The sequence below is a fragment of the Streptomyces sp. NPDC091649 genome (assembly GCF_044756785.1).
Lineage (GTDB): Bacteria > Actinomycetota > Actinomycetes > Streptomycetales > Streptomycetaceae > Streptomyces.
The window spans coordinates 99,006-122,766 of the sequence record NZ_JBIVTR010000017.1 but is presented as its reverse complement, the minus strand read 5'-3'; the positions used below and the strand labels follow the sequence as shown (position 1 = coordinate 122,766).

The window sequence follows — 23,761 nt, the reverse complement described above, 5'->3', positions numbered from 1 at the left end:
AAGTGACGACATTCGATCGGAGTTATGAGAGAAAAGACAGACCTTGACTTGAACAGACCAAGTGCACTATGCGGAGCGTTCTTCCGGTATGCGGACGGTATGTGGAGTGCATGGGAACGGTAAAAGAACGGTCGGCCGCCCCTGACCGGTCCGACGGCACGCCTCAACGGGCGCGCCGCCACGTCCGGTTGCTGAGAGGCGTGAATCCATGCGCCCCCTGTGCACCGGTACCGTGGGTTAGGTCACGCTTACTACCGGTCCGGGTCGGGCATCCACCGTCGTAGGGTCGTTCGACACCTGCGACCGTGCCGACCGCCCCGCCCATCCGACGTCCCGAGGACGGAAACCGCCATGCCGCGTCCGACTGCCGCACAGTTCGCCTACGGTTCGGCCACCGTCGTCGTCACGACGCTCGCCCTGCTGCTGCTGTTCCGCACGGAGTCCGCAGCCGGCGTGTCCGCCATCGGCGCGACCGCGCTGGCCCTCGGCCTCCTCGTCGCCGTACGCCTGCCACTCCCCCGCCACGGTGCGGCGGAGGGAGCCGGACCGGCGGCGACCGGCCCGGCCGCCGCCCGAACCCACCACGCCCCGGAGGACGTCGGGACCCGGGAGCGGGTCACGGCGGGCGGTTCGCCGGCGCGGGCGGACCACCTCGATCGGTGACCTCGGGGCCGGCTGGACCGGTCGTCCGCTAGCGGACGGCCACCACGACCGTCTTCGCCGCCTTGTCCTGGAGCCCCTGCCGGTAGGGCTTGTCGGTGAACATCAGCACGATGTTGATCAGCCACCACAGGCACGGGCAGCACAGCAGCGCCGGGGCCCACAGCACCACGGCCCGCATCAGCGCGGCTCCGGTGTCGGGCACCCGCCCGTCGTTGAGCATCGCGACACGCAGCTTCAGCAGCCGCTTGCCCAGCGTGCGGCCGTCCTTGTGGGTGAAGTACGTGTCGTAGGCGACGTAGACCACCAGGCCGATGACCGACCACAGCAGCTGGCTCCCGCCGTACCCGTTGGCGACCGCGTCGCCGAACCCGTCGTCGCCGTCCCCGTTGACGTCGACCGCGCCGCCCCAGGGCAGCGAGATCAGATACAGCGGGATCGAGATGACGAGGAAGTCGATGAGCCGCGCCAGGATGCGCTTCCCCGGCTCACCGAGCGGCGGCATCCCGGCCAGCGGATCGGGCGCCCCGAAGCCGCCGCTGCCGTACGGATCGTTCGGCGGGGGCGGAGGCGGCGGCGGGGGCGGCGCACTGCCGTAGGGCCGACCCTCGGACGGCGGCGGGGGCTCCTGCGGCTTCTTGAGGAACGGATCGTCGTCCTCGGGCGGCTGGCCGGGCGTCGGCTGGTCGTTGCTCATGGGGGCAGTGCATCCCGCACCACCGGGGCCCGCAACGGCTCAGGTGCGTTCGGGGGACACGGAGCGGCATACGAGTCTATGCCGGGCGGTCGCCACCCGCCCGGCCACGCGTTCCCGGGGGCCGCTCAGCCGGCGACGAAGGTACGGGCGGCCTTGTCGTGCCAGCACTGCCGCCAGGGACGGTCGACCAGGCACCAGAGGACGTTGACCACGCCGATGACGAGCAGCCCCAGCACCCCGTAGACGAGCCAGCGGCGCAGGGCGGCGCCCAGGGTGGGCGCGTCGTGGGACTCGATGTCCCGTACGTCGAGCCCGCAGAGCTTCTTGCCGAGCGTCCGGCCCCACTTGGCCGTCGGCAGCGCCTCCAGGAGGAAACCGAGAAGGAGGAAGGCGGCGAGCAGGGCCCCCAGCATCGCCCCGGTGGTGGAGTCCAGCAGCCAGACGGTGACCGTCTGCCCCGTCTCCTTCGCCGCGGTGATCTTCCGGTCGATGTGGTCGAGCGCCCGGGTGGCCAGCGGGAACGCCGCCGCCGCGACGGCCGCGCCGAGCACCAGGCTGTCGACCAGCCGGGCGGCGAACCGCTTGCCGAGCCCGGCGGGCCGGGCGGAGGTCTGGTTGCGGGCGAGCTGCTGGAAGTGGTCGTCGACCGGCGGCTTCCAGGGCACGACGGGCTGGTCCGCTTGCGGTCCCGCCTCCGGCGCCTGGTGCTGGAACGGCTGTCGCTGCTGGTGCGGCTGCTGTTGGGGCTGGTGCTGGCGCGGTTCGGGCTGGGCCAGTTGGTGGACCTGCTCCGCCCAGGAGGCCGAGCCGCCTCCGGGGCCGGGGGTCCGGGGCACGTGCGGGGCCACCGGAGGAACGGGAGCGGGGGACGGCGTGGCCGCGGGGGCCTGCACCGGGCCCTGCCGCCCTTCCTGCGCGGGGACGGGAGCCGGGGCGGGGACGGACGTGGAAGCCTGCGGCTGCGGCATCCGGTGCGGCTGGTGCGGCTGGTGCGGCTGCGGCTGTTGTCGTGCCGGCGCCGGGAGGGCCCGGGCCGCCGGAGCCGACGCGAGGCTGTTCTGCGCGCTCCCGTGCCGTGCGCCCATGGCCTGCGGCCCCTGCGGCGTACGGGCGTTCGACGGTGCCGGGTCGGGCTGTGCGGCGGCGGACTGTACGGCGGCCGGCGGGGCGGCGTGGGGGCTCGGGGCGCTCCCCCGTGCCGCGTCCGGCCGTGGTCCCACCGCGCGGATCGTGACCGTCCCCTCGGTCGGCGGACGCGCCCCCGCCTCCTCGGCAGGGCCGCCGCCGTCCCGCGCTCCCGGCAACACACCGCCCGCCGGGCCCTGGGACAGCGGAGCCCTCGGGTCGGCCGGCGGCGACGGCGGGCCGACCTGCTCCTGCGCCGGTCCGCCCCACTCCACGCGGCGGTCCCGTTCGCCGCCGAAACCGCTCTGGCGCGCGGAGTCCGCCTGCCAGACGGACGCGGCGTCCGCCTGGCCGGCGTGACCGCCCACGGGCTGCCCGGGGCCGGCGGGAGCCTCCGGGGCGTCCGGGGCGTCCGGGGCGTCCGAAAGGCCCTCCTCCTCGTCGAAGAAGATCGGCCCGGTCTCCTCCACCGGCCCGGACTCCGCCACCCGCCCGGTCCGCGCACCGGCGGCGGGGGCCGCGGCCGGGCCCGCTTGCCGGGGCGCCGGGCGGCTCGTGCCGGGGACCCAGGATGCGCCGTTCCAGTACCGGACGTAGCCGGGAATGGAGGGGTCGGGGTAGTAGCCCTCGCGGGGGATTTCGTCACCGGGTGCCGGAGTTGGCGCGCTCATCAGCGGGTCCCGTATCTCTTCGCGGCCTCAGGCCGTCCCAGAGGTGCGGGCGGACGGCCTCGATACAAGGGTCCACATCTATCAGACAGCCGCCCGCCCCCGGGCCGGTCCACCTGTTTGGGACCACTTTCGGGACGGTCCGAAGTTTTTTCGGGAAGTCGCGTAATAGGTGGCGCGAAGGGCGCTCTCTCCTTGTGCGGGACGGTCACGGGACCGGCCCATGAGCACCGGAAGGTCGTGCATTCCCATGATGAGCATCGTGGAACGTGAGCTGGAGCTGCAGCTGGTCCTGTCCCCCGAGCGGTCCATCCCGGTACCCGCCCGGCTGACGTATCGCACGGACGACCCGTACGCCGTGCACATCGCCTTCCACATCGGCTCCGAGACGCCCGTGCACTGGACCTTCGCCCGGGAGTTGCTGGTGGAGGGCGTGTTCCGGCCGTGCGGGCACGGGGACGTACGGATCTGGCCGACGAAGGTCGGCGGGCGCAGCGTCATCTGCGTGGCCCTCACCTCCCCGGACGGCGACGCCCTGCTCGAAGTGTCCTCGGCCGCCGTGGCCGCCTGGGTGGAGCGCACCCTGCGGGTGGTGCCGCCGGGTGCCGAGAGCGACCGGCTGGGCATCGACGAGGCGCTGGCGGAGCTGCTGGCCCCGCTGCCGGCCGACGACCTGTGGCTGAGCGACCCGTGGGCGGCGGACGAGTCGCCGTCCCCGGACGGTGAGGTGTGAGGGGGGCCGACAGCGGCGGTGGTCAGAAGAGTTTGCCGGGGTTGAGGAGGCCGAGCGGGTCGAAGGCGGCCTTGATGCCGCGCTGGAGTTCGATGCCGGTCTCGCCCAGTTCGCGGGCGAGCCACTCCTTCTTGAGGACTCCCACGCCGTGTTCGCCGGTGATGGTTCCGCCCAGACCGAGGCCGAGTGCCATGATCGCGTCGAAGGACGCGCGGGCCCGCCGGGACTCGTCGGGGTCGTGGTGGTCGAAGCAGACGACGGGATGGGTGTTGCCGTCGCCCGCGTGGGCGCAGACGCCGATGGTGAGGCCGTACTCCTCGGCGATGGCGGCCGTGCCCGCGAGCATCGCGCCGAGCTGTGAACGCGGTACGCAGACGTCGTCGATCATCGTGGCGGGCTTGACGGCCTCCAGCGCGGTGAGCGACATCCGGCGGGCCTGGAGGAGGAGTTCGGACTCGGCGGGATTGTCCGCGGGGACCACCTCGGTGGCCCCGGCGGCGGTGCACAGCGCTCCGACGGCGGCGAGGTCGGGCTGGGGGTCGGGTGTGTCGAAGGCGCAGAGCAGCAGGGCTTCGGTGCTCTCGGGCAGGCCCATGGAGGCCAGGGCGTTGACGGCCCGCACGGTCGTACGGTCCATCAGTTCGAGGAGTGACGGGGTGTGACCACGCTCCATGATCCGGCACACAGCGTCACAGGCGGCGGCCGCCGAGGGGAACTCGGCGGCGAGGACGAGCTGCTGGGGCGGCTGCGGCTTGAGCGCCAGAACGGCCTTGACCACGATCCCGAGGCTCCCCTCGGAGCCGACGAAGAGCCGGGTCAGGTCGTACCCGGCGACGCCCTTGGCGGTGCGGCGGCCGGTGGTCAGGAGCCGCCCGTCGGCGAGGACGACGTCGAGGCCGAGGACGTACTCGGCGGTGACTCCGTACTTCACGCAGCACAGACCTCCGGAGGCCGTGCCGATGTTGCCGCCGATGGTGCACGTCTCCCAGCTGGAGGGGTCCGGCGGGTAGTACAGACCGTGTTCGTTCACCGCGCGTGACAACACCGCGTTGACGACGCCCGGCTCGACGACGGCGATCCGGTCGACCGGGCTGATCTCCAGGATCCGGTCCATCTTCACCAGGGACAGCACGATGCAGCCGTCCGAGGCGTTGGCCGCGCCGGACAGGCCGGTACGGGCGCCCTGGGGGACGACCGGCACGCGCAGCGCGGTGGCGGTGCGCATGACGTGCTGGACCTGCTCGACCGTACGCGGGAGCACGACGACGGCCGGGGCGCCGGCCTCGCAGAAGCTCGCCATGTCGTGGGCGTAGGACGCGGTGACGTCCGGATCGGTGACCAGCGCTTCGGAGGGCAGTCCCGCACGCAGCCGTTCGAGGAGATCGCTCATGATCCAAGCGTGGCACCCGGGGCCAATGGTGTGAACCCGTGGGCGGCAACGATCCCAAGGCGCGGTGTGCTCGTATGACTGACGCACAGTGATCGCCATGGATGTCATGCCGCAGCAGGACCCGGAGCCCCGCCAGCCGCCCGAGCCGTCCCCGCGGCACCCGCGGGACGTGCGGAATCCGGAGAGCCCGCAGGACCCGACGGACGTACGGAACCCGCAGGACCCGCAGGACCCGACGGGCGTGCGGAACCCGCAGGACCCCGGCGCACTGCCCGCCGAGGGCGCCACCGCCGTGCCTCCGCCGCCTCCCACCCTGCGGACGACCCTGCGCCGGGCCGCGTTCGGCGCGGTCGCCGCCGGGGTTCTGCTGGCCGGGGCGCTGGTGGCGGTGGGGGACGGGAAGGACGAGGGGCCGAGGGAGCCGGGGCCGGTCGAGCGGGCCGAGGCGGCGGCGAGGGCGGGCTCCCCGGCCTCGCTCTCGGACCTCACCGCGCTGATCGGAGACCGTCAGAGGTGGGTGGAGGCCCACCCCTCCGACGCCCCGGCCCTGGCGACGCTCGGCACGGCCTACGTGGAGTGGGCACGGCGCTCGGCGGACACGGCGTACTACGCCCGCGCCGAAGAGGCCCTGAAGCGTTCGCTGGACGCGCGGCCGGGCGAGCACGGGAACGAGCAGGCGTGGGTGGGGCTGGCGGCCCTGGCCAACGCCCGGCACGACTTCGTCGCGGCGAAGCGATGGGGCGAGACCGTGAAGGCCCGGCAGCCGAAGACCTGGAGCGTGTACCCGGTCCTCATCGACGCGTACACCGGTCTCGGCGACCAGAAGGCGGCGACCGCGGCGACGGAGAAGTTCGGCGAGCTGCGCAAGGGCGTCCCGGCACTGGCCCGCACCTCCGAGCTGTACCGGAACCAGGGCTGGCGCGAGGACGCGCTGGCCACCGCCCGGGAGGCGGCCGACCGGGCGACGCGGCCCGCCGAGAAGGCGGCGGCGCTGCACCGGCTGGGCGAGCTGGCCTGGGAGCGGGGCGAGCCGGAGGAGGCGGTGGCGCAGTTCGACGCGGCGCTGCGCACGGACGCCGGCCACCACGCCTCGCTGGCCGGCCGGGCCCGGGCCCTGGTGGCGCTCGACCGCGCCCCGGAGGCGCTGGCCGGGTACCAGCGCGCGCTGGAACAGCTGCCGCGTCCGGAGTACGCCCTGGAACTGGGCGAGCTGTACGAGTCGCTGGGGCTCGACGGGGACGCCCGCACCCAGTACGCGAACCTGCGGAAGATGGTGGCCGGGGCGGAGAAGGCCGGGGTCGACGAGTCCCTGCTGCTGGCCCGCTTCGAGACCGACCACGGAGACCCGGAGACGGCCGTGGAGCTGCTGCGCGGCCAGTGGCGCAAGCAGCACCGCAGTGCGGCGGTGGCGGACGCCCTGGGCTGGGCGCTGCACCGGGCGGGCAAGTCGCAGGAGGGGCTGGGGTACGCGGAGCGTGCCGTCGGCACGGGGGTGCGGAACGCCTCGTACGCGTACCACCTGGGCGTGATCCAGCGGGAGCTGGAGGACTACGGTCCGGCGCGCCGCCGTCTGGAGGAGGCCGTACGCACCAACCCGGCCTTCTCGCCGCTCGCCGCGCCGCTGGCCCGCCGGGCGCTGGAGGCGCTGGGCGAGCCGCCGTCGGGCGGCCCGGGCGGCGTGCGCCCGTGACGGCCGGGGGCCGGGCGGCGCAGAGCCCGTGACGGGGGCGCCGTGAGCGGCGTGGGCCGCCGCGGTCCGGGGTACTGCCCCGGACCGCGGCGGCTTCCGCGTGAGGGCCGCGCATCGGGCGGAAGCGCGGCCCTGTGCGGGGCGGCCGGGAGACGCGCGGGCCCGGCCGAGGCGGCTCAGAGGTTGCCGCGCTTCTCCTGCTCGCGCTCGATCGCCTCGAACAGGGCCTTGAAGTTGCCCTTGCCGAAGCCCATGGAGCCGTGGCGCTCGATCATCTCGAAGAAGACGGTCGGGCGGTCCTGGACCGGCTTGGTGAAGATCTGCAGCAGGTAGCCGTCCTCGTCGCGGTCGACGAGGATCTTCAGCTCCCGCAGGGTCTCGACCGGCACCCGGGTCTCGCCGGCCCACTCGCCGAGGGTGTCGTAGTACGAGTCGGGGGTGTCCAGGAACTGCACACCGGCGGCGCGCATCGAACGGACCGTGGAGACGATGTCGTTCGTGGCGAGCGCGATGTGCTGGACGCCCGCGCCGCCGTAGAACTCCAGGTACTCGTCGATCTGCGACTTCTTCTTCGCGATGGCCGGCTCGTTGATCGGGAACTTGACCTTGAGCGTGCCGTCGGCGACGACCTTCGACATCAGGGCGGAGTACTCGGTGGCGATGTCGTCGCCCACGAACTCCTTCATGTTGGTGAAGCCCATGACCTGGTTGTAGAAGCCGACCCACTCGTTCATCCGGCCCAGCTCGACGTTGCCGACGCAGTGGTCGATCGCCTGGAAGGTGCGCTTGGCGGGCGGCTCGACGATCGGCTTGGCCGCGGCGAAGCCGGGCAGGTAGGGGCCGTCGTAGCCGGAGCGCTCCACCAGGGTGTGGCGGGTCTTGCCGTACGTGGCGATGGCGGCGAGGACGACGGTGCCGTGCTCGTCCTCGACCTCGTGCGGCTCGGTGATGCCGTGCGCGCCGTGCTCGACGGCGTACGCGTACGCGGCCCGGGCGTCCGGGACCTCGATCGCGAGGTCGACGACGCCGTCGCCGTGCGCGGCGACATGGTCGGTGAGGAAGGCGCCCCACTCGGTGGACGGCTTGATCACGGAGGTGAACACGAAGCGGGCGGCGCCGTTGGTCAGGACGTAACTCGCCGTTTCGCGGGTGCCGTTCTCCGGTCCGGAGTAGGCGACCAGCTTCATGCCGAAGGCGGTCGAGTAGTAGTGCGCGGCCTGCTTGGCGTTGCCCACGGCGAAGACGACCGCGTCCATTCCCCTGACCGGGAAGGGGTCGGCCTGCCGGGCGGTTTCGGGGCTGGTGTGCAGAGTCTCAGTCATGCTCGAAGGCTCTCCCCACATCGCAAGGTGCGCAACAGTTCGCACATTCACTGGTCAATCTGGACAGCGGATCGCCATGATGGCCGGACTATCTGTACAGGATGACCATCGAAGGCGGGCTCATGGCGATCGATCATCTGGACGGGCGGCTCATCGTGCTCCTGGCGCGCGAACCGCGGATCGGCGTCCTGGAGGCGTCCCGGCGGCTCGGGGTGGCGCGCGGGACCGTGCAGGCGCGGCTGGACCGCCTTCAGTCGAATGGCGTCATCCGGGGGTTCGGCCCCGACGTGGATCCGGCGGCGCTCGGCTATCCGGTCACCGCGTTCGCCACGCTGGAGATCAAACAGGGTCAAGGGGCTGACGTCCGGGCCCACTTGGGCGGCGTACCGGAGGTGCTGGAGCTGCACACCACCACCGGGCACGGCGACATGTTCTGCCGCCTGGTGGCCCGTTCCAACGCCGATCTCCAGCGGGTGATCGACCGGGTTGTCGGTTTTGATGGCATCGTCCGGGCCTCCACGGCGATCGTCATGGAGAACCCGGTTCCGCTGCGGATCATCCCGCTGGTGGAACAGGCGGCCGAGGACGCCGACTGACCGAGGGCCCGGGACGCCGACCGATCCGAGGGAGTGCCGTGTGAGCTTCTGGGAGTACCTGAACACCCGCCACCAGCAGCTCCTCACCGACGCGCTCCAGCACGTCAGCGCGGTCTTCCAGTGCATGGTCATCGCCACGGTGCTCGGCGTGGTCATCGGGGTGGTGAGCTACCGCAGCGGCTGGGGCGGCTCGCTCGCCATCACCTCCACCGCCACGATCCTCACCATCCCCTCGCTGGCCGCGATCGGTCTGCTGATCCCGCTGGTCGGCCTCGGCGTCGCACCGACCGTGGTCACCCTGACCCTGTACGGGCTGCTGCCGATCGTCCGGAACTCCATCGTCGGGCTGCGGGGCGTCGACCCGTCGCTGGTCGACGCGGCGACGGGCATCGGGATGTCGCGGCCGGCCCGGCTGTGCCGGGTGGAGCTGCCGCTCGCCTGGCCCCCGATCCTGACCGGCATCCGGGTCTCCACCCAGATGCTGATGGGCATCGCCGCCATCGCCGCGTACGCCTCCGGGCCGGGCCTCGGCAACGAGATCTTCCGGGGCATCGCCTCGCTGGGCAGCGCCAACGCGATCAACCAGGTCCTCGCGGGCACGCTCGGCATCGTCGTCCTCGCCCTGCTCTTCGACGCCGTGTACGTCCTGCTGGGGCGGCTGACCATCCCGAGGGGGATCCGTGCCTGAGACGACCGACACCGGGGCCGGCTTCGAGGGAGGCACGGCCACCGGGACCTCCGCCTCCGGGGCCACCATCCAGCTGGAGGGCCTCAGCAAGAGCTATCCGGGCAACCCGAATCCGGCCGTCGACAACGTGTCCATGGAGATCAGGGCGGGCGAGACCGTCGTCTTCGTCGGGCCGTCCGGCTGCGGGAAGTCCACCACCCTCAAGATGATCAACCGGCTGATCGAGCCGTCGTCGGGCCGGATCCGGATCGACGACGAGGACGTCACCGACATCGATCCGGTGAAGCTGCGCCGCAAGATCGGTTATGCCATCCAGTCCTCCGGCCTCTTCCCGCACATGACGGTCGCGGACAACATCGCCCTGGTCCCGAAGATGGTCGGCTGGTCGAAGTCCCGGGTGAAGGACCGGGTGGAGGAGATGCTCGACCTGGTGGGCCTGGACCCGCGGGAGTTCCACGGCCGCTACCCGCGCCAGCTCTCCGGCGGGCAGCAGCAGCGGGTGGGCGTGGCGCGGGCGCTGGCCGCCGACCCGCCGGTGCTGCTGATGGACGAGCCGTTCGGGGCGGTCGACCCGATCACCCGCGACCACCTCCAGGACGAGCTGATCCGGCTCCAGCACGAGCTGCACAAGACGATCGTGTTCGTCACCCACGACTTCGACGAGGCGATCAAGCTCGGCGACCGGATCGCGGTGCTGCGGGAGCGTTCGCACATCGCGCAGTTCGACACCCCCGAGGCGATCCTCACCAACCCGACGGACGACTTCGTCTCCGGCTTCGTCGGCGCGGGCGCCGCCCTCAAGCGGCTGAACCTGACCCGCGTACGGGATGTGGGCATCGCGGACTTCCCGACCGTCACGGTCGAGGACCCGCTCCAGACGATCTTCAACAAGCTGCGCAACGGCCCGCACAACGAGCTGCTGATGCTGGACCGCCAGAACCGCCCGTACAAGTGGCTGCGGCGCGGCGACCTGATGCGGGCGCGCGGTTCGCTGGCGCGGGCCGGGCAGCTGGTGCACGACACGGTGACCCGGGACGCCACCCTCCACGACGCGCTGGAGGCGGTCCTCATCGACAGCAGCGACCGGGTCGCGGTCACCGGGCGGCGCGGTGAGTTCATCGGGGTCGTCGACATGAAGACGCTGATGGACAGCGTGCAGGAGCTGCTGGAGGCCGACCGGCTGACCGCGTTGGAGCACCAGCACGAGCTGGAGGAGCAGCGCGCCCACCAGACGGAGGAGGAGCTGGAGGGGGGTGGCGGCGGAGTATGAGCCCCAGCCACCAGGCCCGCTCCGGGAAGGAGCCGGCCCCGACCCGGCCGGCGGGCGAACACGACGTCAAGGGCCACGCGTTCCACGACGAGGAGAGCGACCCCTCCCCCGCCCCGGCCACGCCGGAGCGCCGGATCACCCTGCGGAAGCTGGTCGTCCTGCCGCTGGTGCTGGCGGCCGTCCTGGTCCTCACCTATGTGTGGATCACCTCCATCCACCTCGACTCGATCGCGGAGAACTCGCTCTCCGGCGGCAATGTGCCGTTGCGCTGGTGGCAGCATGTGCGGCTGACGGCGATCTCCACGTTCTGGGTACTGATCATCGCGATTCCGCTCGGTATCGCCCTGACGCGGCGGCGGCTGCGGAAGGCGGCCCCGGCGTTCACGGCGCTGGCCAACATCGGACAGGCGACCCCGGCGATCGGTCTGCTGGCACTGCTGGTGATCTGGCTGGGCATCGGACCGCGGACCGCGATCATCGGCATCGTGATCTACGCGGTGCTGCCGGTGCTCGCCAACACCGTGGCGGGGCTGCGGGCGATCGAGCCGAACATGATCGAGGCGGCGCGCGGGATGGGGATGTCCGGCCGGGGCGTCCTGATGAAGGTGGAGCTGCCCCTCGCGGTGCCGTTGATCCTGGCCGGAGTGCGTACGGCACTCGTGCTGAACGTCGGCACGGCGACGCTGGCGACGTTCGGCGGGGGCGGCGGGCTGGGCGACCTGATCACCTCGGGGATCCAGACGCAGCGGATGCCGGTGCTGGTCATCGGCTCGGTGCTGACGGTGGTGCTGGCCCTGCTGGTGGACTGGCTGGCCTCGCTGGCCGAACTGGCGCTGACGCCGCGCGGGCTGGAGGAACGATGAGAAGGAGGACGTACGCGTCCCGGCGCGGGTCTCTCACGGCCGGCGGCACGGCCCCGCCCCTGGCTCCGGCCCTGGCTCTGACCCTGGCCCTGGCCCTGCTCCTGGGCGGCTGCGGGCTCAAGAGCGGCTCCCCGATGGTGGACGCCGTGTCACCGGGGTCGGTCGGGCAGGGCGAGCCGCTCAAGGGCGCGACGCTGACCGTGACCTCGAAGAACTTCAGCGAGAACATCATCCTGGGCCAGATGACCGGCCTGGTGTTCAAGGCGGCCGGCGCGGAGGTCCTGGACCGGACGAACCTGCCCGGGTCGATCAGCGCGCGCGAGGCCATCATCAGCGGTGACGCGGACGCGCAGTGGGACTACACCGGCACCGGCTGGATCACCTTCCTCGGCCACGCGGACCCCATCGTCGACCCGAGGAAGCAGTACGAGGCGGTACGGGACGAGGACCGGTCCAACGGGGTGGTCTGGCTGCCGCCGGCTCCGCTCGACAACACCTACGCGCTGGCCATCAGCAAGAAGAACAACGCGAAGTACAAGCTCAGGACGCTCTCGGACATGGCCGACCTGGCGAAGGAGAACCCGGACGCGGTGACGATCTGCGTGGAGAACGAGTTCGCCTCCCGCGACGACGGGCTTCCCGGCATGGAGAAGAAGTACGGGGTGAACATCCCGGCCGGCAACATCCGGAAGATGGACGCCGGGATCATCTACACCCAGGTCTCCGGGTCGGACTCCTGTCTGCTGGGCGAGGTGTTCACCACCGACGGGCGCATCGAGGCGATGGACCTGGACGTGCTGGAGGACGACAAGAACTTCTTCCCCAACTACAACGCGTCCCCGGTCATCCATGAGGCCACCTTCGAGAAGTACCCGGTGATCGCGGAGCTGCTGGCCCCGCTCGCCCGGAAGCTGACGACCGAGGTCGCCCGGACGCTGAACGCCAAGGTCGACGTGGACGGCGAGGACCCGCACGAGGTGGCGAAGGACTGGCTGGTGGCGGAGGGGTTCATCGAGGAGGGGTGAGTTACAGAGTTCCGTTGCAAACAACCCCTTGCAAAAAAGGCTTGCAAAGCTGTCTTTGCATCTCTACCTTCGAGTCATGGCAGAGAACGAGGACGTCCACCCCTACCGGTACGACGGCACCGACCGGAAGATCCACAACGTCGACGCCCGCACCCTGCGCGCCATCGCGCACCCCCTCCGGATGCGGCTGCTGAAAGCGCTGCGCGAGTTCGGCCCCGCCACCGCCTCCAGGCTCGGCGAGCGGCTGGGCGAGTCCAGCGGAGCGACCAGCTACCACCTGCGCCAACTCGCCGAGAGCGGACTGGTCGAGGACGCCCCGGAGCTGGGCAAGGGCCGCGAACGCTGGTGGCGGGCGGCCCACGACGGCTCGACCGTGGAGAGCGCCGAGTTCCGGACGCACGCCGACCCGGAGGTGCGCGGGGCCATCGACTTCCTCCTCCACGAGACGGCCACGAGCCACGCCCAGGAGCTGAACACCTGGCTGGGCACGATGGACGACTGGCCGCAGGAGTGGCAGCGCAGTTGGGACATGAGCGACTTCACGATCCGCCTCACCCCCGAGCTGGCACTGGAACTGGGCCGGAAGGTCCAGGAGTTGGTGGAGAGCTACCGGGGCCGCGTCCCCGACGACACCGAGGGCTCGGCCAGCGTCCGGACCCATCTGCACACCTTCCCGCGCGCCTCCGAGTGATCGCCGTGCCGCCGACAGCCCACCACCCGAAGGGAATCGCTTTATGCATGCCGACGTACACCACCTCCTGCACGCCGCCCGCGCCACCGAACTCCGCGGTGAGGCAACGGCGTTCCGCCACCACCCCCGCACCAGCCTGCGCACCCGGGTCGGCTGGACCCTCGTCGAGGTCGGCCTGCGGCTGACGGCCCAGAGCCGGGAAGCGAGCACGTCCGTGAACGCGTGCCGCACCGCCGCCTTCCCTGCCGCGTAGCGGCCCTACGACCAGCTCGGGGGAGACAGGACCATGGGGAACCGCGCCCCGCTCGCCGCCACGCTCGCGGCCAACTCCATCTCGACGGCAGGCACTTCGCTGACCCTGATCGGTGTCCCCTGGTTCGTCCTGGAGACCACCGGGAGCGCGGGCCGGGCCGGGATCGTCGCCTTCTGCGCCACCCTGCCGAGCGTCGTGGCGGCGCTGATCGGCGGACCGGTCATCGACCGGATCGGCCGCCGCAGGGCCGCCGTCGCCTCCGACGCCGTGTGCGCGTCGGCCATCGCCGCGATCCCGCTGCTGCACTTCGCCGGCGCCCTCGCCTTCTGGATGCTGTGCGCGCTGATGGCGCTCAACGGGTTCGCCCACACCCCGGGCAACACCGCGCGCTACGTCCTGATCCCGGACCTGGCCGAGCACGCCGGCACCACGCTCCCCCGGGCCGCCGGCCTCTTCGACGCGGTCTCGCGCGGGGCCCGCATGGTCGGCGCGGCGCTCGCAGGGGTCCTCATCGCCTTCGTCGGCGCGGAGACGGTCCTGCTGCTCGACGCGGCGACCTTCGCACTGTCCGCCCTGCTGATCGCCGCAGGGGTGCGGGGGGTGCGCGCGGCCGAGCCGCGCAAGGCCGCGGCCCCGGTCTCGCTGCGCTCCTACGGCTCCGAACTCCGCGAAGGGTACGCCCACTTGCTGGGCAACCGGTTGCTGCTGTCGGTCGTGGTCATGGTGATGTTCATGAACGGAACCGACCAGGGCTGGAACGCCGTGCTGCTCCCCGTGCACGCAGAAGGGGAGCTGGGCGGCGCGACCGCCATCGGGCTGCTCACCGCGGTGTTCGGGGCGGGCGGTCTTGTGGGGGCACTGCTGTACGGGGCGGTGGGGCACCGCTTCTCGCGCCGCGCGGTGTTCACGGTGTGCGTGATCCTGTGCGGCGCGCCGAGGTTCCTGGTCGCCGCGGTGACCGGGACGACGCCGCCGCTCGCGGTCACCATGCTGCTGGGCGGGATCGCGGGCGGCGTGCTGAACCCGATCCTGACGACGGTGATCTACGAGCGCGTGCCCGACCGGCTGCGCAGCCGGGTCTCGGGGGCGCTGACGGCGGGCTGCGAGTTCGCGACGCCGCTGGGCGGGCTCGCGGCCGGGCTGCTGGTGCAGAGCGCGGGGGCGACGGGGGCGCTGCTGGCGATGGGCGGGGTCTACTTCCTGGCCACGCTGAGCCCGTTGGCTTTCCCGTCCTGGCGGACGCTGGACGACGTGCCGGGCGCGGCGGAAGGACCGGAGCCCTCGGTGCCGCCGCAGGTCAGCAGCTCGGTACCGTCCCGCCCGTCTGCAGGGCCTTGAGCGAGCCGACCGCGTCCTCCAGCGTGGAGACGGGCACGATCCGCAGCCCGTCGGGCCGCTCGGCCTCCGCCTGAGCGCACTCGGCCTTCGGGACGAGGAAGACGCTCGCCCCGTCGCGGTGGGCGGCCTGGGTCTTCATCGACACCCCGCCGACCGTGCCGACCTCGCCGTCCGCGCTGATCGTCCCCGTACCGGCGACGGTCCGGCCGCCGGTGAGGCCGCCGCCGGAGCCGTCGCCGTCCAGCTTGTCGATGATGCCGAGGGAGAGGAGGAGACCGGCGCTCGGGCCTCCGATGTCTCCGAGGTCCACCTCGACCCGCATCGAACCCTGCTCGCGGCCCAGGTAGTTCAGGGCGGCGTCGACGGCGACGTCCTGCGACTCCTTCATGTCGGCGAGGTTGTGCCGCTCGATCTCCCGCACGGAACCACCGGTGGGGTAGACGGAGTCGCGCGGCATGACCGCCCGGTCGGCACGGAACCAGCCGTCGATCACCGCGCCGACACGGACGTCGGCCTCGGGCCCGGTGGCGAGGATCGTCGTCATCCTCAGCTGGCCGTCGGTGGGCCGGGTCGAGGTGCCGGTGATGGTGATCACCGGCCGCCCGTCGTCCTTGCCGAGCACGTCCGCGGTCACCCCGGGCCGCGCCAGGGTGAACGGCAGCGGCGCGAAGGCCGCCGTACCGAACAGGGCGAGGACGGGCAGCGCACAGAGCGCGAGGACGCGGGGGCGCGTGAGACGAGTGAGCACGCACCCAATCTAACCGCCGCCCTCCGGCCGGAACGCGCCAGGCGTACGCCGCCCCCCGCGTCCCTCGACGGCGTCCCGCCCCGCACGCCCCGAGGCGTACCCGCCTATCGCAGCGCGTCGGCCACTTCCCGGGCGGCGTCCAGCACGCGGGGCCCGACCCGTTCCGGTACGGCGTCGGCGAGCATGACGACACCGACGCTGCCCTCCACGCCCGAGACCCCGACCAGGGGCGCCGCCGCCCCGCTGGCCCCGGCCTCCAGTTCGCCGTGGGTGAGGGTGTAGCCGGGGTGGTCGGCCTCCGTGGCCTGCCGGGCGGACAGGATGGCCCGGCCCGCCGCGCCCCGGTCCAGCGGATGCCGGAAGCCGGCCCGGTAGGCGACGTGGTAGTCGGTCCAGGTGGGCTCGACGACCGCGACCGCGAGGGCGTCGCTGCCGTCGACGAGCGTGAGATGGGCGGTGGCCCCGATGTCCTCGGCCAGCGAGCGCAACGCGGGCAGCGCGGCTTCCCTGACGAGCGGGTGCACCTGGCGGCCGAGCCGCAGCACGCCGAGCCCGACCCGGGCGCGGCCGCCCAGATCACGGCGTACCAGGGCGTGCTGCTCCAGGGTGGCGAGCAGGCGGTAGACGACGGTCCGGTTGACACCGAGCTTGTTGGACAACTCGGTGACGGTCAGACCGTGATCGGTGTCGGCGAGCAGTTTGAGGACGCGCAGTCCTCGGTCGAGCGTCTGGGAAGTCTCCGCTGTCACGACGCCCTCTCCTCTTCGGGGTGAGCGACGACGGTCCTGCTCCGGCGGTTGCGACGCCGGTCCCAGCGGCGACGCACGGAGAGGCCGCCGGCCTGGCAAGGCACCGGCTGCGCTCCGCGGCGGCGTTGCCACGGGGCGTTCATATGCCGGGGACAGTAGCGAGCCGGTCCGCTCAGCGGAAGTCCTCGTCCAGAATCCGGTCTCCGGACGCGGGGCTCCGGAACGGCCCCCGCATACGGGCCGGTCAGCGGGACGCCGTCCGGAAAGCGAACATCTACGCGCGTTCACGTGTCACGACTGCCGTGCGCCCGGCCGCACACAGCGGTGAACCGGCGTTAACCCTGAGTGAAGGATTGGTACACACGATTCCGCCCACGTCCCCGAGCCCGCGGACGGCTGACGGCCTCGGCGAGGACGAGGAGGAGGGCGGGACGCGTACGGATACGCGTCCCGCCCTCCTCCCTCCCCCGGGCCCGTCCTCGCGGTCACGTCATCCGGGTCGCCCACTCCTGGACCTTCGCGATGCGCTGCTGGATCTGGTGGGCCGTCGCCTCGGCGCTCGGCGGGCCGCCGCAGACCCGGCGCAGTTCGGTGTGGATGACACCGTGGGGCTTGCCGCTCTGGTGGGTGTAGGCGGAGACCATCGTGTTGAGCTGCTTGCGCAGGCTCAGCAGCTGCTTGTGGGTGACCACGGGCCGGGCGTCGGCCGGCTTCTCCAGGAGGTCGGCCTCCTCGGCCGGCTTCTGGCGGCTGTGCGCGATCTGCCGGCTCTGCCGCTTCTGGAGGAGCAGCTGGACCTGGTCCGGCTCCAGGAGCCCGGGGATGCCGAGGTAGTCCTGTTCCTCCTCGGAACCGGGGTGGGCCTGCATGCCGAACTCGGCCCCGTCGTACAGCACCCGGTCGAAGACGGCGTCGGACTCCAGCGCCTCGAAGGGCAGCTGCTCCTCGGTCTCCTCGTCCTCCAGCTTCTCGGCGTCGGCGAGGAGTTTGTCCTCCTCCAAAAACGGGTTCTCCTCGTCGCTGCCCTTCTTCGGCTTGTCGAGCACGTGATCGCGCTCGACCTCCATCTCGTTGGCGAAGTCGAGGAGCATCGGGATCGTCGGCACGAAGACGGACGCGGTCTCGCCGCGCCTGCGGGAGCGCACGAAGCGGCCGACGGCCTGGGCGAAGAAGAGGGGCGTCGAGATCGTCGTCGCGTACACGCCGACGGCCAGGCGCGGTACGTCGACCCCCTCGGACACCATGCGGACCGCGACCATCCAGCGCGACTCGTCCGCGCTGAACTTGTCGATCTTCTTGGAGGCGGCCTTCTCGTCGGAGAGGACCACGGTCGGCGTCTCGCCGGTGACCTTCTTCAGGATCTTGGCGTACGCGCGTGCCGAATCCTGGTCGGTGGCGATGACGAGGCCACCCGCGTCGGGAATGCCCTTGCGGACCTCGGTGAGCCGTTTGTCGGCGGCGGAGAGCACATTGGGGATCCACTCGCCGGTGGGCGCCAGCGCGGTGCGCCACGCCTGCCCGATGGCGTCCTTGGTCATCGGCTCGCCGAGCCGGGCGGCGATCTCGTCGCCGGCCTTGGTGCGCCAGCGCATGTTGCCGCTGTAGCTGAGGAAGATGACCGGGCGCACGACGCCGTCGGCGAGCGCGTTGCCGTAGCCGTAGGTGTAGTCGGCGGAGGAGCGGCGGATGCCGTCGTTGCCCTCCTCGTACGCGACGAACGGGATCGGGTTGGTGTCCGACCGGAACGGTGTACCGGTCAGCGCCAGTCGGCGGGTCGCGGGGTCGAACGCCTCCTGGCACGCCTCGCCCCAGGACTTGGAGTCACCGGCGTGGTGGATCTCGTCCAGGATCACGAGCGTCTTGCGCTGCTCGCAGCGGTTGCGGTGCAGCATCGGACGGACGCCGACGCCCGCGTAGGTGACGGCGACGCCGTGGTAGTCCTTGCTCAGCGGACCGGCGCTGTAGTCGGGGTCGAGCTTGATCCCTATCCGCGCGGCCGCCTCCGCCCACTGCTTCTTGAGGTGCTCGGTCGGGGCGACGACGGTGATCTGCTGCACGACATGGTGGTGCAGCAGCCATGACGCGAGGGTCAGCGCGAACGTGGTCTTGCCGGCGCCGGGCGTCGCGACGGCGAGGAAATCGCGCGGCTGCTCCTGGATATACCTCTCCATGGCCCCCTGCTGCCAGGCTCGCAGCTTGCCGGCGGTCCCCCAGGGGGCACGGCCGGGAAAGGCGGGTGAGAGGTGGTGGGAGGCGGTGGTAGTAGTCACGGTCTCCGGTTCGGGGCTCTCGGGTACGTGGGGCGCTGTCCGCACCGGACCCGGCCCGATCGGCCCGGCCCGCGATACGACAACCGGGCCACCTTACCGGGGGCCCGGTTGGAACCCGGTACGAACAAGCCGCGCCGAGGCCCGACGAGACCGTGCTCACATCGCGCCGTGCAGCGCTCTCAGCCGCCCGGCGGTCCGGTCCACATCCGCAAGGCCGCCCCTGGCCACCTCGATGACGCGTTTGTACGCCTCGTCCTGGTCGACCTCGGCCATCTCGGTTCCGTTGATGTCGAGAAACACGACCGCGGACATCCACGCCATGCGCTTGTCGCCGTCGACGAGGGGGCGGTTCAGTACCGCTGTCGCTCCCGCACCCGGGTCGCCACCCAGGCCCCCACCAGTGCCACCCCGGCCATCGGCAGGAACACCGCGGCGAACGCGCCCGGGTGCGAGCCGGAGGCTCCGGCCTCCACCGCACCGTGCGCGGCCGCCCCCACGGCCCCGCCGCCGAGCGCGGCGAAGGCCGCGCCGCCGGTGGCCAGGAGCAGCACGTTGGAGAGCCCGTCGGAGATCTGGAGGGCGGCCGAGTTGGAGCCGGCCTCCTCCGGGGCGGAGAGCTTGAGCAGCAGCACGCTGGTGGAGGCGATCACCATGCCCATGCCGAAGCAGCCGAAGGCCCAGGCGACGGCGACGGTCCACACCGGGACCCCCTCGATCAGCACGGAGGGCGCGACGGCGATCGAGGCGGCGACCAGCACCATGCCGCTGACCATCAGCCGCTCCCGGTGGGGCTCCATGCGCGGCCGGGACTGCACGAACGATCCGAGCGCCCAGGTCGCCCCGCCCACGGCCAGCGAGAGCCCGGCCATCGTCGGGGACAGCCCGCGCTGGGTGACCAGCATCAGCGGTACGAAGGACTCGGCTGCGATGAACGACCCGGCGGCGATCCCGCGCAGCAGGACCACCGAGGGCAGCCCGCGCCCGGCCCGCACGGTCCCGGTGGGCAGCAGTCCGCGGACGGCGGGCACCAGCAGGGCGGCGCCGAGGGCGGCCGGCAGGAGGGCGAGCCAGGTCAGCTCCTGCCCCGCGTACTGGAGCAGCCCCGCCCCGGCCGAGATGCCCAGCGCGAGCCGGATGCGGCGGCGGTCGTACGGCTCGGTGGCGGCGGCCGGGTCCGCGGGCCCGGAGGCCGTCCGCCGGATCGCCGGGAGGGCCAGTACGAGCGGCACCACGATGAGGACGGGGATGCCGACGAAGACCCAGCGCCAGCCGAGGTGCTCGGTCACCGTCCCGGAGGCGAGCGGCCCGACGACGGACGGGATCACCCAGCTCGCGGCGAAGGCCGCCAGGATCGCGGGCCGGATGTGCTCGGGGTAGGCCCGCCCGATGACCACGTACAGGGCGACGATCACCAGCCCGCCGCCGAGACCCTGGACCGCCCGGCCCGCGATGAAGATCCACATGCTGGTGGCCGCCCCGGAGAGCAGCAGGCCGGCGCCGAACGCGGTGATCCCGGTGGCGAGCGGCTGGAGCGGCCCGCGCCGGTCGGCCCACTGCCCGGAGAGGACCATGGCGAACAGGCTGGTGGTGAAGTACGCGGAGAAGGCGAACGCGTACAGCGGGATGCCGTTCAGCTCACGTGCGGCCACCGGCATCGCCGTGCCGACCGCCGTGGCCTCGAACGCGATGAGGAACACCACGGAGACGATGCCGATGCTCAGCGCCCGGTAGGTGCGCCCGAGGACCCCCTCGACGGCCATGGGAGGGATGCCGGACAGCGGGTCCGGGGAGGGTGCGTCGATCTCGGTCGGCGCGAGGCGCGCGGCATCGGTGCCGTCACGTGGTTCGAGGGCGGTCATGGCCTCAGCGTAAGGGGCGTGAAACGGTTTGAACCCTGTCGATGTACGGTCCCTCGCTCGGCCCTTGGTCGTAGGTCCCGAGCCCCGGGTGTGAACGGCGTATGGCGGTCGCGTTGCGGCCCGGCCGGATGCCTTGAGGGGGCGGTCGGGGGCCCGTAGCGTCGTGGACGGCAAAGGAACACAGCACGACTCCCGACCGTGTGCCCGAGAGGCTCAGGGGCTCGACTGCAACTCGAGTTACACCGGTTCGAATCCGGTCACGGTCTCCCAGCGCGGAAGCGGCCGCCCCCGCGCCAAGGGGCAGCCGCTTCCGCACGTACGGCGACCCGCGCTCAGTCCGTCTTCAGCGCCTTCATCACAGCACGCGTGTCGCTGATCAGATCGGCCCGGTACGGGAGCAGCTCGGGGTCCGCCGGCACGTCCGGCATCTCCTCTCCGTCCTCGTCCCCGTAGTAGGTCATCGAGGCGGTCAGGGCGAGTGTCACGACGGCGCCGCCCTCCACCACCCTCAGTCGCATGGCGTTGTCCTCCATGACCAGCAGATGGGCCAGGTCCCCGAGGTCCGGCACCCGCTCCACCTGTGTCACTCCGATACCGTCGATCTCCGTCAGCGTGCTGCTCGCCTCGAATGCGGGGCGCGGATCGGTCTCCTTGTGCAGCTCGGCCGTGAGAGACGCCTGGTAGCCCATGCTCCATCCCTCGACTTGCGACTCCTTGAAGGCGACGGTGCAGCGGATGCGGTGGAGGGCAGGGTGCTCGATCCCGTCCAGTTCGGTGGTCGGCTCGGATGCCGGCTCCCCCACCGCCTCGGCGAGCGCCCTCAGGTCCACCGCCGCGCAGGAGTCGGACTCCACGCGGTAGCCGCGCGAGTCGGGCTGTGTGTCGCCGCCGATCCCGTACCCGAAGACCGCCGCAGCCCACACCGCCGACGCCGTCAGCGCTCCGGCGGCGGCCCAGAGCGCCCCGTGCCACCGCCGCCTGTTGACTGCGGGCCCCTGCACCGAGTCGAACCCGCTCACCACGTCCTGGGGCGCGCCCGGCCCGTGCTCGCCCACCAGCTCCGGCTCAGTGATCACGTGCTGGCTCTCCCCGGGTCAAACAACGCTACGAACCTTCGGACACGTTCGGTCCTGCGCGGCATTCTCCAGCTCTCCAGGCCGAGCCGGAAGTATCCAGGATTCTTGGTCGACCCGGACAGCTTCTGGCTCCGGCAAGGGGAACGCAAAGGGCCACGCGCGCGACCGGGAAGCCGAGGGTCCACGTGCGGGGCCGTGCACAGGGCGCGGGCCGTCGGACGCCGACCAGGGGGTACGTGCCCGGACCGTCCTGTCAGCCTGCCTGCCTGCCTGCCGTTGAAGTACTGACGGATGAACTCCCCGTCCGCGTACCGGTCGTGGCCGGTCATGGGGGCCCGGTGCACTTGTTCCGCACACCGATCTTCGAGCTGCCGGGTACGTGTATGTGGATGTTCCGACACCGCGACGGGGTGCCGTCGCTGTCGTCGCGCGCCCGCCGGGAATTGCGGACGACCCTTAGGGTCGGCCCTATGACAGCCGACCTGGTCCATGCCTCATGGACTCGCATCGACGCGTGGTTGCGCGAGCACGCGCCCCGCACTTTCGCCACGCTTCGGCCGCCCGCCGGGGACGAGGAGATCGCGGCAGCGCAAGAGGAACTGGGTGTCACCTTTCCTCCGGACCTCGTCGCTTCACTCCTCCGACACAACGGGGCGCTGGAGGGACCTGAGGCTTTCCAGTTCAGCACGGGCGACCGGCTGCTCGGAGTGAGCGGGATCCTCGGGGATACCGGGTTCATGCGCGGCTTTGACCAAGGCGTCGACGGGGAGGTCGAGGGCTACTGGCTGCACAGCTACGTGAAGTTCGGTTCCTATGACGTGACGTCGGACGGCCTCCTGGTGGATTGCCGTACTGAGCGGGACTCCTTCGGTGCGATCGGGCGGTTCTTCGACGAGACCGGCACCAGTTTCGGACAGGCCGACTCACTGGGTGGGTATCTGGCCGAATTGGCTGGCAAGCTCGAACGCGGCAAGGATGGTGGTGTCGTCACGTTCAACGGTCGGCTTTTCTGGGAGGGGCCTCTGGCTCCCAGGCCGGAGTGCAGTGCCGACGATCCCCTCCCCGCGCCGGATGAGAAGCTGCCGGAGCTGGACCTGTCCCACAGTCCCACCGACCTCTTCCACGCGAGCTACCTGGACGGGCATGAGGAACTCGGTGCACTGATCGCGATCCTGCCGTATGAGCAGGTGGTTGAGGCCGCGCGGAAGCAGTTGCGCAGACTGGCAGTCGAATCGGGCCTGAACAAATACGCGGAGGTCAAGTCAGCCCTGGACGCGTGGGAGTGCGGTGTGGCTCCACCGCGGCCGGATCAGACCGGGCCGCTCGCTTTGCGACTCCGCGCGGTGCTCGCGCGGGCCAACACCGGCCGAGACGTCACACTCGGGTGGGCCGCGGAGAAGATAGCCCTCGGGATCTGGGGGTCCCCCTACAGGTCCGTGTGCGAGAGCGCGGGAATCCGCAGTCATTTCACTGTCGACTGGCGTGCGGATCTGCATGCGGACCTGGGCAATCCTCCGCTGCCGCCGATACCTGACGAGCGCTTCTGGGGAGCTCTGCGCAACCCCTCCGTCGACTCCATTTGGTACGCAGCTCAGTACCCCCAAGATCAGCGCTGACCCCGGGGGTTTCGATTCCGCGTGGGCGCTTCATGTGCTGGGTATCGGCAGATGGAGCGCTCAGTCACAGTGACGGATCGCGAAGCGCGACGAGCGAGGCGCTCGGGCAGTCGATCGAGATGCCTGACGTCTCGATCACGTTGCGTGGATAACTCGCTGATCGTCCACCATCGACAAACAGAACCGAGATCGTCATCAACCGGTCCGCATGGTGAGGCTCGTGCGCCAGTAGGTCGCGACCAGCAGTGCCCGGTCCTCCAGCGGCAGGCTCCACGGCCGGCCCTTGCGGACCTCCTCCGCACCCTGGCGCCGCAGAACCGTCATCAGCTTCCCGAAAACGCGAGGGCTCAGCCCGGAGAACGGGACTGTCCAGGAAGATTCCGACGCCGTGATCACACCGGCCATATGAAGATCGTTTCCTGGGTGATCGGCGG

The 23,761-nt window shown here is 71.5% G+C and carries 22 protein-coding genes, 1 tRNA gene and 1 pseudogene; 13 read left to right on the top strand and 11 right to left on the bottom strand.

The genetic code is table 11. The annotated features are described in order from the left end of the window. Positions 1-351 precede the first annotated feature (351 nt). On the top strand, positions 352-663 hold the full coding sequence (locus ACIQMU_RS25310; protein ID WP_352241299.1) for a hypothetical protein: 312 nt from the start codon (positions 352-354) through the stop codon (positions 661-663). Positions 664-691: 28 nt separating this feature from the next. On the opposite strand, the gene ACIQMU_RS25305 is transcribed toward ACIQMU_RS25310, so the two are convergent. Further along, the gene (locus ACIQMU_RS25305; protein WP_352241298.1) at positions 692-1,357 is read right to left on the bottom strand and encodes an RDD family protein; all 666 of its coding nucleotides are present in this window, start codon (positions 1,355-1,357) and stop codon (positions 692-694) included. 125 nt (positions 1,358-1,482) lie between these two features. Continuing rightward, positions 1,483-3,153, bottom strand: a complete 1,671-nt coding sequence (locus ACIQMU_RS25300; protein ID WP_402689746.1) for an RDD family protein — start codon at positions 3,151-3,153, stop codon at positions 1,483-1,485. Positions 3,154-3,400: 247 nt separating this feature from the next. Here ACIQMU_RS25300 and ACIQMU_RS25295 point away from each other — a divergent pair, with 247 nt between their 5' ends. Further along, the gene (locus ACIQMU_RS25295; RefSeq protein ID WP_352241296.1) at positions 3,401-3,883 is read left to right on the top strand and encodes an SsgA family sporulation/cell division regulator; all 483 of its coding nucleotides are present in this window, start codon (positions 3,401-3,403) and stop codon (positions 3,881-3,883) included. 22 nt (positions 3,884-3,905) lie between these two features. Here ACIQMU_RS25295 and ACIQMU_RS25290 read toward each other — a convergent pair whose 3' ends face one another. Next, positions 3,906-5,273: an FAD-binding oxidoreductase gene (locus ACIQMU_RS25290; RefSeq protein WP_402689745.1), complete on the bottom strand. Its 1,368-nt coding sequence runs from the start codon at positions 5,271-5,273 to the stop codon at positions 3,906-3,908. A gap of 97 nt (positions 5,274-5,370) precedes the next feature. On the opposite strand from ACIQMU_RS25290, the gene ACIQMU_RS25285 reads away from it, so the two are divergent. Further along, positions 5,371-6,963, top strand: coding sequence for a tetratricopeptide repeat protein (locus ACIQMU_RS25285; RefSeq protein ID WP_402689744.1), 1,593 nt, complete (start codon positions 5,371-5,373; stop codon positions 6,961-6,963). Between the two features lie 176 nt (positions 6,964-7,139). Here the strand turns inward: ACIQMU_RS25285 and hppD are convergent, their stop codons facing one another. Beyond that, entirely contained in the window at positions 7,140-8,285 is a 1,146-nt protein-coding gene (gene hppD, locus ACIQMU_RS25280) for a 4-hydroxyphenylpyruvate dioxygenase (protein ID WP_352241293.1), read from the bottom strand. Between the two features lie 122 nt (positions 8,286-8,407). On the opposite strand from hppD, the gene ACIQMU_RS25275 reads away from it, so the two are divergent. From ACIQMU_RS25275 to ACIQMU_RS25240, 8 genes are all read left to right on the top strand, one after another. Continuing rightward, positions 8,408-8,881: an Lrp/AsnC family transcriptional regulator gene (locus ACIQMU_RS25275; RefSeq protein WP_164620254.1), complete on the top strand. Its 474-nt coding sequence runs from the start codon at positions 8,408-8,410 to the stop codon at positions 8,879-8,881. A 40-nt stretch (positions 8,882-8,921) separates the two neighbouring features. Further along, the gene (locus ACIQMU_RS25270; RefSeq protein ID WP_352241292.1) at positions 8,922-9,569 is read left to right on the top strand and encodes an ABC transporter permease; all 648 of its coding nucleotides are present in this window, start codon (positions 8,922-8,924) and stop codon (positions 9,567-9,569) included. Next, positions 9,562-10,839, top strand: coding sequence for a betaine/proline/choline family ABC transporter ATP-binding protein (locus tag ACIQMU_RS25265; protein ID WP_352241291.1), 1,278 nt, complete (start codon positions 9,562-9,564; stop codon positions 10,837-10,839). The genes ACIQMU_RS25270 and ACIQMU_RS25265 overlap by 8 nt, the downstream gene beginning before the upstream one ends. Continuing rightward, the gene (locus ACIQMU_RS25260; protein ID WP_402689743.1) at positions 10,836-11,702 is read left to right on the top strand and encodes an ABC transporter permease; all 867 of its coding nucleotides are present in this window, start codon (positions 10,836-10,838) and stop codon (positions 11,700-11,702) included. Before ACIQMU_RS25265 ends, ACIQMU_RS25260 begins: the two co-directional genes overlap by 4 nt. Before the next feature lie 134 nt (positions 11,703-11,836). Beyond that, positions 11,837-12,727, top strand: coding sequence for a glycine betaine ABC transporter substrate-binding protein (locus tag ACIQMU_RS25255; RefSeq protein ID WP_352241377.1), 891 nt, complete (start codon positions 11,837-11,839; stop codon positions 12,725-12,727). Between the two features lie 76 nt (positions 12,728-12,803). Then, positions 12,804-13,418, top strand: coding sequence for an ArsR/SmtB family transcription factor (locus tag ACIQMU_RS25250; RefSeq protein WP_402689742.1), 615 nt, complete (start codon positions 12,804-12,806; stop codon positions 13,416-13,418). Positions 13,419-13,461: 43 nt separating this feature from the next. Next, entirely contained in the window at positions 13,462-13,671 is a 210-nt protein-coding gene (locus tag ACIQMU_RS25245) for a hypothetical protein (RefSeq protein WP_352241287.1), read from the top strand. Positions 13,672-13,704: 33 nt separating this feature from the next. Next, positions 13,705-15,009, top strand: coding sequence for an MFS transporter (locus tag ACIQMU_RS25240; RefSeq protein ID WP_402689741.1), 1,305 nt, complete (start codon positions 13,705-13,707; stop codon positions 15,007-15,009). Here the strand turns inward: ACIQMU_RS25240 and ACIQMU_RS25235 are convergent. The 5 genes from ACIQMU_RS25235 to ACIQMU_RS25215 form a co-directional block, all read right to left on the bottom strand. Beyond that, a complete protein-coding gene (locus tag ACIQMU_RS25235) occupies positions 14,969-15,757 on the bottom strand; it encodes a S16 family serine protease (RefSeq protein WP_402689740.1) in 789 nt (262 codons plus the stop codon). The two genes, ACIQMU_RS25240 and ACIQMU_RS25235, sit on opposite strands and share 41 nt — an antisense overlap. A gap of 104 nt (positions 15,758-15,861) precedes the next feature. After that, on the bottom strand, positions 15,862-16,506 hold the full coding sequence (locus ACIQMU_RS25230) for a helix-turn-helix domain-containing protein (protein ID WP_352241284.1): 645 nt from the start codon (positions 16,504-16,506) through the stop codon (positions 15,862-15,864). A 485-nt stretch (positions 16,507-16,991) separates the two neighbouring features. Then, on the bottom strand, positions 16,992-18,776 hold the full coding sequence (locus ACIQMU_RS25225; protein WP_402689739.1) for a DEAD/DEAH box helicase: 1,785 nt from the start codon (positions 18,774-18,776) through the stop codon (positions 16,992-16,994). A 156-nt stretch (positions 18,777-18,932) separates the two neighbouring features. Further along, on the bottom strand, positions 18,933-19,088 hold the full coding sequence (locus ACIQMU_RS25220; RefSeq protein WP_352241282.1) for a hypothetical protein: 156 nt from the start codon (positions 19,086-19,088) through the stop codon (positions 18,933-18,935). Positions 19,089-19,126: 38 nt separating this feature from the next. Next, positions 19,127-20,635: an MFS transporter gene (locus tag ACIQMU_RS25215; RefSeq protein WP_402689738.1), complete on the bottom strand. Its 1,509-nt coding sequence runs from the start codon at positions 20,633-20,635 to the stop codon at positions 19,127-19,129. Between the two features lie 194 nt (positions 20,636-20,829). Between ACIQMU_RS25215 and ACIQMU_RS25210 the strand changes: the two genes are divergently transcribed. Beyond that, positions 20,830-20,901, top strand: a tRNA-Cys gene (locus ACIQMU_RS25210). Between the two features lie 66 nt (positions 20,902-20,967). Here ACIQMU_RS25210 and ACIQMU_RS25205 read toward each other — a convergent pair. Continuing rightward, positions 20,968-21,711 carry a hypothetical protein gene (locus tag ACIQMU_RS25205; protein ID WP_352241279.1) on the bottom strand — a complete coding sequence of 248 codons (744 nt, stop codon included), beginning with the start codon at positions 21,709-21,711 and terminating at the stop codon, positions 20,968-20,970. Positions 21,712-22,181: 470 nt separating this feature from the next. Between ACIQMU_RS25205 and ACIQMU_RS25200 the strand changes: the two genes are divergently transcribed. Next, positions 22,182-23,327 (top strand): SMI1/KNR4 family protein, encoded by a 1,146-nt coding sequence (locus ACIQMU_RS25200; RefSeq protein ID WP_352241278.1) that lies wholly within the window; start codon positions 22,182-22,184, stop codon positions 23,325-23,327. Positions 23,328-23,531: 204 nt separating this feature from the next. Here the strand turns inward: ACIQMU_RS25200 and ACIQMU_RS25195 are convergent. After that, a pseudogene (locus ACIQMU_RS25195) lies at positions 23,532-23,732 on the bottom strand (IS5/IS1182 family transposase); the annotation flags it as partial. Positions 23,733-23,761: the final 29 nt, after the last annotated feature.